The organism is Caballeronia sp. ATUFL_M2_KS44, assembly GCF_023630965.1.
Classification (GTDB): domain Bacteria; phylum Pseudomonadota; class Gammaproteobacteria; order Burkholderiales; family Burkholderiaceae; genus Caballeronia; species Caballeronia concitans.
Genome location: NZ_JALQEA010000039.1, coordinates 496,646 through 509,657 on the forward strand (window position 1 = coordinate 496,646; position 13,012 = coordinate 509,657).

Consider the following 13,012-nt stretch of genomic DNA (forward strand, 5'->3'; position numbering starts at 1 on the left):
GCGGGCTACTTGTTGTTGCCCGCGCCCGTGCCGTAAAGGCCGTTGCCGAAGCCGCCCGCGCCTTCGGTCTTGTGATCCTTGCCGACGGTCGGGCCGCGCGCGCCGCCGGCGGCATCCTTCGATTGCGGCTTCTGCGATTCATGCACCATCGTGCCCGACGGATTCGCGCGGCCGGTCGAATCCGACGTGCGGTTTTCCTGCTGATCCGAACCGGCCGGCTGGGTGATCTGCGCGTGGCCGACCGTGCTGAACACGGCCGCGGCGGACGCGACGAGCGTGGCGGCGATTCGATGAAACGATGCAGACATGGCGCCTCCAGGCAGTTCAAATGGAAGCTTCATATCGAGCACGAACGATGCCTGAGACCGCCTGTGAACCGGTTCGACAAACAAGTGCAAGCGCGCGCGACCGGGCCGGCCGCGCGACGATCGGGATCGCGCCGTTGCGCGAATGGCGAAAGCGGCTATTCAGGCCGCTTTCGCCCAAAGCCTGTTGGTCGACCTTTTGCGGCTGCCGCCGTCGCGTGGAGTGGTGCGGACCGCATCGAGCGCAACGCGCAGCGCCTCGATGCGCTGCTTCTGCGCGGGCACGAGCGCATAGCCGCTCACGACCGCCGCGAGCCGCTCACGCCAGTACTCGACGTTCAGGGTTCCCGGCGACTGGTTGTGCATCGTGCGAAGCTGCGCGACCGCGCGTTCGATATGTTGAAGTTCGACATCCGCCAAAGCCGAAGGCAGCAAGCTGCCCTTGGCCTCGCTCTTTTTCTTCTTCATCGCTGGTCTTCCTCTCAGCCGCGCGACGCGACGCACGCTCTTTCGTCGTTACGCCGGCGGGCACCCCGTTTCACCCGCGCAATTTCTGATGAATCGTCGCGGGCGGCCCTTGCTCGTTATCTGACTTGTACGATCGCGACCCGTGATGCTGTCTTTGAGTCCTTGATGACCAAAGGTACGACCGTTACCAAAAATGTACGCAACGGGTGCCATGTGGCTCCGTCTGTCAACGCACATTTATTGCTGAGAGCGTGGTGCTTTCGATGCTGCGATGCGCCAGACGCAAGCGCGGTTTCAGTCGAGCGTGTCGGGCGTCGGCTTGTCCGCGCGCTTGCCGCTGCGGCCAATTTGCGCTTCCATCGCCTGATCGAGCTTGCTGACCTTGCGCGGCTTGGCGGGCTCGCGCGCGTTGACGAACGCGATGAAGTCGTCCATCGGCAAAGGATCGCAGAGCTTGTTCGATCCTTCCGCCGACCGTTCGACGAGATAGAAATAGCCGCCCGGCATGCTCACCGCCGCGTAGTGCGGATTGCCGGTGCGGGTCTTGAGCCGTTCGACGGCGTTGATGGCTTTGGTCGAGCGCATGCCGTTCTATGCTCCGCGCGTCACGGTGCGCATTTCTTGCCCGCGCCTTCGATCCACAGGTTCGACGCGTGGCGCTCGCCCGGATAGAAGCGGTACACGGTCTCGCCGTTGTCGAAACGGACCTTGATGACGTTGGAGTCGCCGAATTCGAGCATCGTGCCTTGCGGAATCGCGGTCTGCTTGAACGTGGCGTTGTGCTTCTTCGCTTCGTCGGCAATGCATTGCACGATGCTGCCGACGCGGTTCTCCGTCGATGCGGTATCCACTTCGGGCTGGCCTGCATCGGCGTTATGGAAGCGCCCGCAAGCGGACATGAGCAAGGGCAGCGCGAGGGCCGCGGCGAGTTTTTTCATGGTCTTCCCGGTTATCGTGATTTCAGGCCGAACGCGTCATTAGATCACAGCGCCTTTACGGTTCGGTCAGCTTCGGCGCCTGATCGAGACAGCAACGTGCGCGCCCGCTGGCTTCCCGCGCGTGGCGTCGCGCATCACGCGTCGGGCGGAATGCCGAGCAGCGGCAGCGTCGCGCCGACGATGCCCGAGAACACCGGTCCCGCCACCGTGCCGCCGTAGTACGTGCCGCCGGTCGGCTCGTCGATCATGACGGCGACGATCACGCGCGGATCGCTCATCGGCGCGATGCCGACGAACGACGCGCGATACTTGTTCGCCGCATATGACCGCCCGACCTGCTTGCGCGCCGTGCCCGTCTTGCCGCCGACGCGATAGCCTTCGACCGCGGCGGCGCGTCCGGTGCCGTTCGGCCCCATCGCCATTTCGAGCATGTCGCGCACGGCGGCGGCTGTCGCGGGCTTCACCACCGGCACGCTTTCGCGGCGCTTCTCGCCGTGGATCAGCGTGGCCGCGTGAAAGCGCCCGTCGCCGGCATACGCGGTGTATATCTGCGCGATCTGCAGCAGCGAAAGCGACAACCCGTAGCCGTACGCCATCGTCGCCTGTTCGATGGGCTTCCAGCGTTCCGGCGCACGCAGCCGCCCGGTGGCCGCGCCCGGAAACGTGAGTTCCGGCGCGCGCCCGATGCCGTATTCGCGATACTTGTCCCAGATGGTCTGCGCGGGCAGTTGCAGCGCGAGCTTCGTGAGCGCGACATTGCTCGACATCTGCACGGCTTCGGACACGGTGATGACGCCGTGATTCGACGTGTCGTGAATCACGTTCGGACCGATCTTCATGGTGCCGGGCGTCGTATCGATGCGCGTATCCGGCCGCACCTTGCCGAGATCGATGGCGAGCGCCGCCACGAGCGGCTTGATGGTCGAGCCGGGCTCGAACGTGTCCGTGAGCGCGCGATTGCGCAACTGCTCGCCGGTGAGACGGCTGCGGTCGTTCGGATCGAAGCTCGGATAGTTGGCGAGCGCGAGCACTTCGCCGTTCTTCGCATCGAGCACGACGACGCTGCCCGCGCGCGCCCGATGCTTCGCGATGGCGGCTTTCAATTGCGAATGCGCAAGCTGCTGAATCCGACGGTCGATGGTCAGTTGAATCGTTTCGCCGTTCTGCGGCATTTCCGTCTCGCCGATCTGCGATACCACGCGCCCGAGCCGGTCGCGAATGACTTCGCGCTGGCCCGCTTCGCCCGCGAGACGCGCATCGGCGGCAAGCTCGATGCCTTCCTGACCTTGGTCCTCGTTATCCGTGAAGCCGACGACATGCGCCGCCGATTCGCCCTCGGGATAAAAACGCTTCGTGTCCGGCACGAGCGTGACGCCCGCGCGCCCGAGTTCCGCGATGCGCTCGGCGGCTTCGGATTCGACCTGGCGCTTGAGCAGCACGAAATTGCGGTCGGTATCGAGCCGCCGCGCCAGATCGCGCGCGGGCACGCCGAGCAGCTTCGCGATGTCGTCGTTGCGCGCGCCGTCGAGACGCTTCGGGCTTGCCCACACCTCGTAGGTCGCGAGGCTCACGGCGAGCATCGCGCCATGCCGGTCGACGATGCGCCCGCGCGTCGCGGCGAGCGCCAGCGTGCGCTGATAGCGCTTCTGTCCTTCGCCGATGTAGAACTCGTGATCGACGACCTGCACCCACATCGCGCGCCCGGCCAGCGCGAGAAACGCCGCCGTCACGCCCGCGAAGACGAGCCGCGAGCGCCACGCGGGCAGGCGGCTTCCGAGCATGGTGCTGCGATGATGCGTATGAAAGTCGCGGCTTGCTGGCGTTTTTCTTCTGAACATCGGTGTCGTGCGGTCAGGCCGGATGGGACGCGGAAAGACGCGCGAGCGCGGCGTCCAGATCGGCGGTAGTGACGGGATTCGCGCAATCGGGCGCATCGGGCAGATGAATGCCGATCTCCTCGCTCAACGCGCGGCGCAAGTCGGCCACGCTCGCCAGTTCGCGATGCGTGGTGCCTTCACGATCGTCGTGCGTGGACAGGCGACGGTTGAGCAGCCCGTAGCGCCGGCCCGGCGCGAGGCGCGCGGCGAGCAGGTTGTGCAGGAAGATGGACTGCGGATAGGTTGATACGAAATGGTTCGACATCTCATAGTCGATGCCGTATTGCGGATCGAAGTCGAAGCGGTAGACCGGCGCCCATGTGCCGTCGATGAGCGCGTCGAGCCGGAAATGCGGCAGCCGCGCGTCGGGATCGATTCTCTCCAGACGAAACGCGCCGTGCGGCGTGATCTGCTCGAGGCCGCTTTCGAGCGCGAGCGGGGCGGAAAGCGTCATGCCGCCGAAGCCGACATCCGCGACGAACGCGCCTTCGTCCAGTTGGACGACGAGCAGCATGTGCGAGCGCGGCGGCATGGCGGGATCGGCACGGCCCCACAGGACGCGCGCCGCGTAGCTTTGCACGCGAAAACCGAGCGCTTCGAGTACGCTGCGGAAAAGCAGATTGTGTTCGTAGCAGTAGCCGCCGCGCCGGTCGGCGACGAGCTTGCGCTGGATCGACGCCAGATCGAGCCGCACGGGACGCCCGAGCAGCACGTCGAGATTCTCGAAGGGGATCGCCTGCGGATGAAGCAGATGCAGCGCACGCAGCGTGTCGAGCGTCGGCGCGGGGCGGGTTGCATCGTCATGGCCGATACGCGCGAAGTAAGCGGACAGGTCGATGGAAGTGTCGTTTGGATTCATGTTGGTGATCTGCGAAGTCGCGACGCGTCGCCCGAGGACGGGACATTTTACGACACGAAAGGCGAGAAATTACAAAACGCATACAGAGCGCCGCATGTGCCGTAATACAAGGCGTTCGATTGAACTGTGCCGCATCGCCGAGGGTCTTTCCAGCTTCAGCAACGGATAACGGATAAGGAACGCCACGTCATGCCGAACGAAGCCACGCAGTCAAGCGATTCGAACAAAACGAAGCGGCGCGCGCCGCCGTGCACGCTGGTGATCTTCGGCGCGGGCGGCGATCTCACGAAGCGTCTCCTGATGCCCGCGCTCTACAACCTGTCCGCGGATGGCCTGCTCGACGACGGCATGCAGGTCATCGGCGTCAATCATGGCGAGCGCGAAACAGACGAATGGCGCGATGATCTGACGCAGTCGCTGCGCAAGTTCGCCGCCGACAAGGCGAGCACGTTCCATACGTCGAAGCTGAACGAGGACGCGTGGAATCGCGTGGCGCAGAGCCTCGAATACTTCGCGGGCGAATTCGACGACGATGCGACCTACACGCGCCTCAAGGAACGGCTCGAAAAGGCGAAGAGCGGCAACGTCGTGTTCTATCTCGCGGTGGGCGCGCGGTTCTTCGCGCCGATCGCGGAGCATCTCGGCAGCGCCGGCCTGCTCGAACAGAAGGACGGCGCGTTCAGGCGGCTCGTCGTCGAGAAGCCGTTCGGAACGGACCTCGCGTCGGCGAAAGAGCTGAACCGCTGCATCCTCGCGCACGCGGACGAGTCGCAGGTGTATCGCATCGATCATTTTCTCGGCAAGGACACGGTGCAGAGCATTCTCGCCGTGCGCTTCGCCAACGCGATGTTCGAACCCGTCTGGCGGCGCGAGTACATCGATCACGTGCAGATCACGGCGGCGGAAACCATCGGCGTGGAAGAGCGCGGCAGCTTCTACGAGCACACGGGCGCGTTCCGCGACATGGTGCCGAATCATCTGTTCCAGTTGCTCGGCATGGTCGCGATGGAGCCGCCGAATTCGTTCGATGCCGAAAGCGTGCGCGACAAGAAAGCCGAAGTCTTCGAGGCGATGAAGCCGCTTTCCCCCGACGATGTCGTGCTCGGCCAGTACGAAGCCGGTCCGGCGGGGCCCGCGTATCGGGATGAGCCGGGCGTCGCGAAGGACAGCCGTGTCGAGACGTATGCGGCGGCGCGCGTGTACGTCGACAACTGGCGATGGGCCGGCGTGCCGTTCTACCTGCGCACCGGCAAGCGGCTCGCGGAGCGCTGCACGGAGATATCGGTGCAACTGAAAGCGGTGCCGTTCCGTCTTTTCCGCGATACGCCCAACGACGCGCTCACGCCCAATGTCTACACGCTGCGCATCGATCCGGCGCACGGCACCACGTTCGATTTCAACGTGAAGAAGCCCGGCCCGCTGGTGGAGATCGGCGCGGTGCGTTCGTCGTTCGATTACAGCGACTTTTTCGCGGCGAGCGCGAACGTGGGCTACGAGACGCTGCTCTACGACTGCATGCTCGGCGACGCGACGCTCTTCCAGCGCGCGGACAGCATCGAGACGGCGTGGGCGGTGGTGGATCGCGTGCTGCATCCGGATGGCGATCTGCCCGTGCACGGCTATGCGGCGGGCAGCGCGGGGCCGGAAGCGGCGGACGCGCTGCTGGCAGGCGATGGCCGTGCGTGGCGCGCGTTGAATCCGCCGGCCGATGGCGCCGATCAACACAACGAAGAAGGACAAAAAACGTGAGCACGGAAACCAGAACGAAGCACAGGACGCGCGTGTCCACCGCCAAGGGCGCGCCGAAGGCCGACCGCATTTTGGCCATCGATATCGGCGGAACGGGGTTGAAGGCCGCCATGCTTTCCGAAGACGGCGAGATGAAAAGCGAGCGCGTGCGCGTGCCGACGCCGAAGCCCGCGACGCCCGATGTCGTCGTCGATACGCTGATGACGCTCGTCGCGCCGATCGTTGCGGAACCGCCGACGCATATATCGATCGGCTTTCCCGGCGTCGTGCGCGAGAACGTCGTGCTGACCGCGCCGAATCTCGGCAACGAATACTGGAATCGCGTGCCGCTCGCGGACATGATCGCGCAGCGTCTGGGCGGCGTGCCCGTGCGCATGATCAACGACGCGGAAATGCAGGGGCTCGCGGCCATCGAAGGAAGCGGCATCGAAATGGTGCTGACGCTCGGCACGGGCGCAGGCACCGCGCTTTTCCGCGATGGCGAACTGATGCCGCATCTGGAACTCGCGCATCATCCGGTTTCGAAGGGCCGGACTTACGACGAATACATCGGCAACGCGGCGCGCGAAAAGGCGGGCAGCAAGCGCTGGAACCGGCGCGTGGAGAAGATCGTCGGCATTCTGGCGTCGCTCGTGAACTACGACAAGCTGTGGATCGGCGGCGGCAACGCGGCGCATCTGAAATTCGAGTTGCCGGCGAACGTGGCGGTGGTGTCGAACGCGGCGGGCATCGAGGGCGGCGCGAAGCTGTGGCATCCGCGTTCCGTGCGCGAAACCCGTCAATTGCCTCATTTCAATCAGCGCGAAGGAGCGCTTTCATGAACGCGAATGGCCAATACGGTTTGCATAGCGTGACGGGCGACGGCGCCGCCGCTTTCGAGGCGCTCGCGCAGGTCCAGCTCGTCGTATCGGATTGCGACGGCACGCTGCTTCACACCGACAAGTCGATCAGCGAGGCCGCGAAAGACGCGGTGCGCCGTCTGCACGAGGCGGGCGTCGAATTCACGGTGGCGAGCAGCCGGCCGGGCGCGGGCATGCGGCATATCGTCGAGACGCTCGCCGTCGACATGCCGTACGCGTCGTATAACGGCGGCAATCTAGTCGCGCCGCGCACGTGGGAAGTGCTCGCCGCGCACAAGCTGCCGCGCGACGCGGTGCAGACGTCGCTGGAAGCGTTGGCGTCGGCGGGTGTGGATGCGTGGGTGTTCGTCGGCGATGTCTGGTATCTGACGAATCCGGACGGCGCATACGTGCCGCGCGAGCGTCGCACGGTCGGTTACGACGGCGTGCTCGTGCAGCGCTTCGACGACGTGGATCTGGATGCGGTCGACAAGATCGTCGGCTCGACCGCCGATGCGCCGCTCCTGGAACGCGTCGAACAGCAGTTGCAGGCGCGGCTGGAAGGGCGGGCGAACGCGGCGCGCTCGCAGAGCTATTACCTCGACATCACGCATCTGCTCGCGAACAAGGGCGAAGCGGTGCGCGAGCTTGCGCAGCGCAGGAACGTGCCGCTCGAGCGCGTGGCCGTGCTCGGCGACATGACCAACGATATCGCGATGTTCGATATTGCCGGGGTGTCGATTGCGATGGGACAGGCGTCGGAAGGCGTGCAGAGCCGCGCGAGCCTGGTGTCGGCGACGAACGACGCCGATGGATTTGCGGTGGGGATCAACGCGCTGTTGTCGGCGCGCGGATGAGACTTGAGGGGCCGCCCGCCGCGGATCGGGGCTTCGAAGCAGCCTTCGGATCAGCGGTGGACGCTAACTGCGGATACTTGAGGATTAACGCCGGCGCATCGGTGCGCGTGCCGCGCCGCCGCCGCTTGCGCGTTCGTCCTTGTGACGGAAATTGATGCGGCCTTTCGTGAGGTCGTACACGGACAGCTCCAGCGTGACGCGGTCGCCGGCCAGAATGCGGATATGGTTCTTGCGCATGCGGCCCGAAGCGTACGCGCCCACGACGACGCCATTGTCGAGCGTCACGCGGTAGCGGCTGTCGGGAAGCACTTCGTCAACGATGCCATCGAGTTCGATGAGTTCTTCTTTCGCCATTTGAGCTCCTGTTGAAGGTGGTGTAGGGCGCTGCGCCTGCCTCATTCATCCATTGCCCGCTTCGACGCGATACGCGCGCGGGCACACGAGCAGGCACACAACGCCGGTTTCGCGGATGGATGCACGAGCGGCTGCGCCAGAAGGCATCGTCGCTGCAATGCGTCAGAAGCGATGTAAAGCGTGTCCGGCACGCTCGATTGAGCGCGCCGCGTCTCGTTTCAGGCTCGTGCTGAGCTTGACGGCATAGGCCGGAACTGCGGAGCCCGCCGTGAGGCGGCGAACCCTGGCCGGCATGACCGGGACGGCGACATTGGCGCATGAACCGCTCCGAAGTGATGTTCGGCGCGATGCCACGGCTGCCAACGTGCGATGTGATGCGTGACTGCAGGATTGAACGTGTCTGCTGCTGGTTCTAGCTGCGGCCGGCAAGTCCGATTTGCAAGACTGCAAGACTGCGGCTCTGGTAAATCACAGCAAACATGTCCGATTAGACAGACAACATCGCGCAAAAGTTCCCGCGCGCTGCCCTATGAATGTTCGACTACCGATGCAAACTTCGCATCGAAGTCGCCATTATAACCAACCTGCCTTCTTAAAGCGCAGGAATAGCAGCACGTCGACGACCAGCATCACGCTGATGCACGCCGGATAGCCATAAGCCCAGTCCAGCTCCGGAATGCGATGAAAGTTCATGCCGTAGATGCCGGCGATCATCGTCGGCACGGCGAAGAGCGCCGCGAACGAGCCCAAGCGCTTGGTGACTTCGCTTTCCGCGAGCGCGATGAGGCCGAGATTGACCTGAATCGCCGTGACGATCATTTCGCGGCGGCCTTCGATGGTCTTCACGATGCGCAGCAAATGGTCGTACACATCGCGGAAATATTCCTGCATGCCCGCGCAGACGCCGGGCGGCCGCCCGCCATACAACTTGCTCACGGCTTCGAGCAAGGGCGCGGTGTGATGCTGCAAAAGCGTCATGCGGCGCTTGAGCGAATACAGATCCTCGATGATCTCCCGCGACGCCGCCGATCCGTTGTGCTCGAAGATGCGCTCTTCGACTTCGTCGAGGTCCGCGCCGAGCGTTTCGAGGATAGGGAAATAGCGATCGACGACTGCATCGAGGAGCGCGTACATCACGAAGGCCGGGCCGTGCTTGAGCAGATGCGGCTCGCGCTCGCAGCGCTTGCGCACTTCCTGAAAGCCTTGCGTCGTCCGGTTACGCACCGAGATGACGTAATTCTTGCCGACGAACACGTTCATCTCGCCGACGAGTAATTCGCCTTCCTCGTCGAACTCGACCGTATGAAACACGGCGAAGAGCGAATCGCCGTATTCCTCGATCTTCGGCCGCTGATGCCCGTGCTGCGCATCCTCGACGGCCAGTTCGTGCAGGCCAAACTGCTGCGCCATGTGCGCGAGTTCGCCGGGGCCGGGCTCTTTTAGCGCAACCCAAATGAAAGAGTCGGGCAGATCGCGATACGCGTTGATATCGTCGATGTGTACGTCCGCGAGCTTCCGGCCGTTCTGATAGGCCGCGCAATTGACGAGCATGGGGGCGCCCTTGTTATGTCGATGTAATGGGCCGCGCGCTCGTGCCGGGCGGCTACGAGCGCGTGGCTTTGTCATCGTGGAAATCTTAGCGGATTGCCTCGCGAAACGGGCTTCGTGCAAGCCCGCGCGACGCTCAGCTTGCGGAGTAATCGAGCGCCGGCACGACTTCGGCGGCGGGCAATGCGATGGGTGCCGGCTGCATCGAATCGAGCTTGGTCAGCTTGCCCTCGACCGTCGCGCCGACGTCCATGCGCAGCTTCTGATAGAAGATGTTGCCGTGTACGTGCGCGTTCGATTGCAGTTCGACGAAATGCGCGACCGTGACGTCGCCGACCACGCGCCCGTTGATGATGACGTCGTAAGCGCTCACGTTGCCGTGAATCGCGCCCTGATCGCTCACGACGAGCAGCGATTCGTCGCCCGGGCGGCCGGTCACGTTGCCGGTCACCTGGCCGTCCATGCGCAGGCCCTCGCTGAATTCGATATCGCCCGAAACGTGCACGTTCTGCGCGACGAGCGTGGAGAGTTTGGCGGTCTTGACGCTCTTTGGGTCTTTCTTCGATGAAAACATGGCGAATCCTTGTGATGCGATCAAAGTGGTTTCAAACGGCCACGCCGCGCGGCGTGGCCACGATGGCCGGTTGAATCAGCGTTGCTTCCTGAGGAAAGCGAGGTCGGTCTGCAATCGTTCGATCTGCGCCGTGCCTTGCGCGACGCGCTGTTCGAGCGCGGTGCGCGTCGCGGCTTCCTGTTCCAGCGCGAATTGCGCGTGAGCCAGTTGCTCGCGCAACGTCTGTTCGGACGCGGGCGGCGCGCACAGCGTGTCGAGCTTGCGCGACTGGTCCTGCGAACTTTTCAGCGCGAAACTCGCCGCGACGAGCGCGCCGACCGCGCAGACCGCCGCGATCGCGCCGGGCAGCCACGCGGCATTGCGCTTCGGCGTGAGCGAGTAACGATGCTGGGTGAGCTTCAGCGACACCCGTTTTGAATCAGCCTTTCGCATTGGGCTTGTGCGTGAAGAGCGAGAGATAGGGCTTCGGATCGAGCTGCGCGCCGCCGACGATCACTTCGAAGTGAAGATGCGGCCCGGTCGAACGGCCCGTCGATCCGACTTCGGCGATTTCGTCGCCCGGCATCACGAACTGGCCTTCCTTCACGAGCAGGCGCGATGCATGTCCGTAGCGCGTGACGACGCCGTTCGCATGACGGATATCGACGGCGTTGCCGTAGCCGTTGCGTTCGCCCGCCTGAACGACGCGTCCGCCCGCGCTCGCGAGAATCGCGGTGCCGGTGGGCGCGACGAGATCGAGTCCCGGATGAAAACTGGCGTGGCCCGTGAACGGATCGATGCGATTGCCGTACGGCGAGCCGAAGCGCGCGCCCGGCGCGGGATCGCGGCCCGGAAACGCCATGTACGCGACGTAATGCGCGACCGTCTGGCTCTGCAATTGCGAGAGCGTGTCGTCGAGGCATTCGACGGCTTTCTCCGCGCGCTTGAGCCGTTGCGGCGGCGTGCCTTCGCTCGCGAGGTCCGTGTTGCACAAACGCGGCGGCAGTTCCGGGCCGCCCGCGCCGTCGAGCGATGTCGCGGGCTCCTGGCTGTCCGGCAGCGGCGGAACATCGTGAACGCCCGGCGCGTTGCCGCCGCCGGACGAGCCTTTCAGCCGGATGTCGAAGTCGTGCAATTCGCTCAACTGCGCGGCCAACGCCGCGACGCGCGGCCCGAGCGCACTGAGACCGGCGTCGATACGGCCGAGCTGCTCGATTTCATAGGAACGCCGCGCCGCGAGCGCCTGCTTTTCGCCGAGATGCGTGCGCGCGAACATCGTGCCGATGACGATGCCGATCGCGAGCGCCGCGATCAAAAGCGCCATCAATGCGACGACGGCGATGGTGCGCGCCGTGCGCGCTTCGACGAAGCGGATGCGCTGGCTGGACATCGACCGCCTGGACCAGATGACGAACGGCATCAGCGGACGGCGGAAAGTGAACGGGGCTGAACGAAGCGGGATGCACGGCGCGAGAAGCGCGATTCGAGGCGATCCGCGCGGCGCGCCGATAATCGATTGGGATAGCGAATCAATGTAATACGGGGTAGTGGTGAGACGGGCAGAACTGCGTTTATCGCCGAAAAGCGGCATTAAAACACTTGATCGCGATAACAAAGTCAAAAAGCGTGTACGCGCGATGACGCCGCCGCTCACTCACGCGGGCTTGATGTCCACCCAGGCCATGCCGGGCGCATCGCCCATGAGGAACGCGCGGTTCGCTTCGGCCGCCGCGCGCAAATAGTCCCAGACAGCGGTGATGCGCCGCAGCCGGCGCAAGTCCTCGCGGCACGAGAGAAAGAACGCGCGCGTCACGACGATCTGATCGGCCAGCACCGGCACGAGCCGCGCATCGGGCGACGCCATGAAGCACGGCAGGATCGCGAGCGAACGGCCTTGCAGCGCCGCGTGATATTGCGCGATCGCGCTCGTGCTGCGCCAGCGCGACACCGCGCCCGGCACCGCGCGTTCGAGATACAGCAGTTCGTGGCTGAACGCGAGATCGTCGATATAGCTCGCGAAACGATGGTTGCGCAGATCGTCGGGCGTGCGGATGGGCTCGTGTCCGGCGAGGTAATCGGGCGTCGCGTAGAGCTTCAGACGATAGTCGCAGAGCTTGGTGTAGACGTACTGGCCTTGCTCGGGCCGCTCCAGCGTCACCGCGATATCCGCCTCGCGCTTCGACAGGCTCACGAAATGCGGCACCGGCAAAAGATCGATGGATATGTTCGGATGCGCGTCCTGAAAGCGCGCGAGTTGCGGCGCGAGAAAGAAGCAGCCGAAACCTTCCGTCGAACCGACGCGCACGTGCCCCGACAGCGCGTGTCCCGTATTGGCGATCTGCTCGGTGGCGGATTGCACCGTCGTTTCCATCGCATCGACGAAACCGAGCAGGCGCTGGCCTTCCGCCGTCAGCACGAAACCGCCGCTGCGCGATTTATCGAAGAGCAGCGTGCCGAGCGCATCTTCCAGCGCGCGCACGCGCCGAGCGACCGTCGTGTAATCGACGCCCAGGCGCTTTGCCGCACCGCTCGCGCGCTGCGTGCGGGCGACTTCGAGGAAATAGCGCAGATCGTCCCAGTTGAGTTTGGCGGGATCGAGCGTCGGGCGTTTTTGCATATCGATCGGGTATTTTTCTCGTGTCTTGACGGACTTTTGCATAACTAT

General features: G+C 64.5%; 15 protein-coding genes. 3 read left to right on the forward strand and 12 right to left on the reverse strand.

Features of this window, described 5'->3' with window-relative positions; translation table 11 throughout:
• Nucleotides 1-5: 5 nt before the first annotated feature.
• From NCR39_RS17695 to NCR39_RS17720, 6 genes are all read right to left on the reverse strand, one after another.
• Nucleotides 6-308, reverse strand: coding sequence for a beta-xylosidase (locus tag NCR39_RS17695; RefSeq protein ID WP_250453367.1), 303 nt, complete (start codon nt 306-308; stop codon nt 6-8).
• 159 nt (nt 309-467) lie between these two features.
• The gene (locus tag NCR39_RS17700; protein WP_250453368.1) at nt 468-773 is read right to left on the reverse strand and encodes a hypothetical protein; all 306 of its coding nucleotides are present in this window, start codon (nt 771-773) and stop codon (nt 468-470) included.
• Between the two features lie 294 nt (nt 774-1,067).
• Nucleotides 1,068-1,358, reverse strand: coding sequence for a hypothetical protein (locus tag NCR39_RS17705; protein ID WP_250453369.1), 291 nt, complete (start codon nt 1,356-1,358; stop codon nt 1,068-1,070).
• Between the two features lie 20 nt (nt 1,359-1,378).
• Entirely contained in the window at nt 1,379-1,711 is a 333-nt protein-coding gene (locus NCR39_RS17710; protein ID WP_250453370.1) for a hypothetical protein, read from the reverse strand.
• Between the two features lie 134 nt (nt 1,712-1,845).
• Complete coding sequence (locus NCR39_RS17715) at nt 1,846-3,549, reverse strand: peptidoglycan D,D-transpeptidase FtsI family protein (RefSeq protein ID WP_250453371.1); 1,704 nt, start codon at nt 3,547-3,549, stop codon at nt 1,846-1,848.
• A 13-nt stretch (nt 3,550-3,562) separates the two neighbouring features.
• Nucleotides 3,563-4,447 (reverse strand): arylamine N-acetyltransferase family protein, encoded by an 885-nt coding sequence (locus NCR39_RS17720; RefSeq protein WP_250453372.1) that lies wholly within the window; start codon nt 4,445-4,447, stop codon nt 3,563-3,565.
• A 189-nt stretch (nt 4,448-4,636) separates the two neighbouring features.
• On the opposite strand from NCR39_RS17720, the gene zwf reads away from it, so the two are divergent.
• The 3 genes from zwf to NCR39_RS17735 are packed head-to-tail and all read left to right on the forward strand — an operon-like array spanning nt 4,637 to nt 7,892.
• Nucleotides 4,637-6,196, forward strand: coding sequence for a glucose-6-phosphate dehydrogenase (gene zwf / locus NCR39_RS17725; protein ID WP_250453373.1), 1,560 nt, complete (start codon nt 4,637-4,639; stop codon nt 6,194-6,196).
• A 32-nt stretch (nt 6,197-6,228) separates the two neighbouring features.
• Nucleotides 6,229-7,017 (forward strand): ROK family protein, encoded by a 789-nt coding sequence (locus NCR39_RS17730; RefSeq protein ID WP_250453667.1) that lies wholly within the window; start codon nt 6,229-6,231, stop codon nt 7,015-7,017.
• A complete protein-coding gene (locus NCR39_RS17735) occupies nt 7,014-7,892 on the forward strand; it encodes an HAD family hydrolase (RefSeq protein WP_250453374.1) in 879 nt (292 codons plus the stop codon). Before NCR39_RS17730 ends, NCR39_RS17735 begins: the two co-directional genes overlap by 4 nt.
• Nucleotides 7,893-7,976: 84 nt before the next feature.
• Here the strand turns inward: NCR39_RS17735 and infA are convergent, their stop codons facing one another.
• The 6 genes from infA to NCR39_RS17765 form a co-directional block, all read right to left on the reverse strand.
• A complete protein-coding gene (gene infA, locus NCR39_RS17740) occupies nt 7,977-8,246 on the reverse strand; it encodes a translation initiation factor IF-1 (RefSeq protein ID WP_250453375.1) in 270 nt (89 codons plus the stop codon).
• Between the two features lie 573 nt (nt 8,247-8,819).
• Nucleotides 8,820-9,797, reverse strand: a complete 978-nt coding sequence (gene corA, locus NCR39_RS17745) for a magnesium/cobalt transporter CorA (RefSeq protein ID WP_250453376.1) — start codon at nt 9,795-9,797, stop codon at nt 8,820-8,822.
• Between the two features lie 133 nt (nt 9,798-9,930).
• The gene (locus NCR39_RS17750) at nt 9,931-10,368 is read right to left on the reverse strand and encodes a bactofilin family protein (protein WP_250453377.1); all 438 of its coding nucleotides are present in this window, start codon (nt 10,366-10,368) and stop codon (nt 9,931-9,933) included.
• Nucleotides 10,369-10,443: 75 nt separating this feature from the next.
• Nucleotides 10,444-10,776: a hypothetical protein gene (locus NCR39_RS17755; RefSeq protein WP_250453378.1), complete on the reverse strand. Its 333-nt coding sequence runs from the start codon at nt 10,774-10,776 to the stop codon at nt 10,444-10,446.
• Between the two features lie 10 nt (nt 10,777-10,786).
• A complete protein-coding gene (locus NCR39_RS17760) occupies nt 10,787-11,737 on the reverse strand; it encodes a M23 family metallopeptidase (RefSeq protein ID WP_250453379.1) in 951 nt (316 codons plus the stop codon).
• Nucleotides 11,738-12,001: 264 nt separating this feature from the next.
• Complete coding sequence (locus NCR39_RS17765; RefSeq protein ID WP_250453380.1) at nt 12,002-12,964, reverse strand: LysR family transcriptional regulator; 963 nt, start codon at nt 12,962-12,964, stop codon at nt 12,002-12,004.
• Nucleotides 12,965-13,012 lie beyond the last annotated feature (48 nt).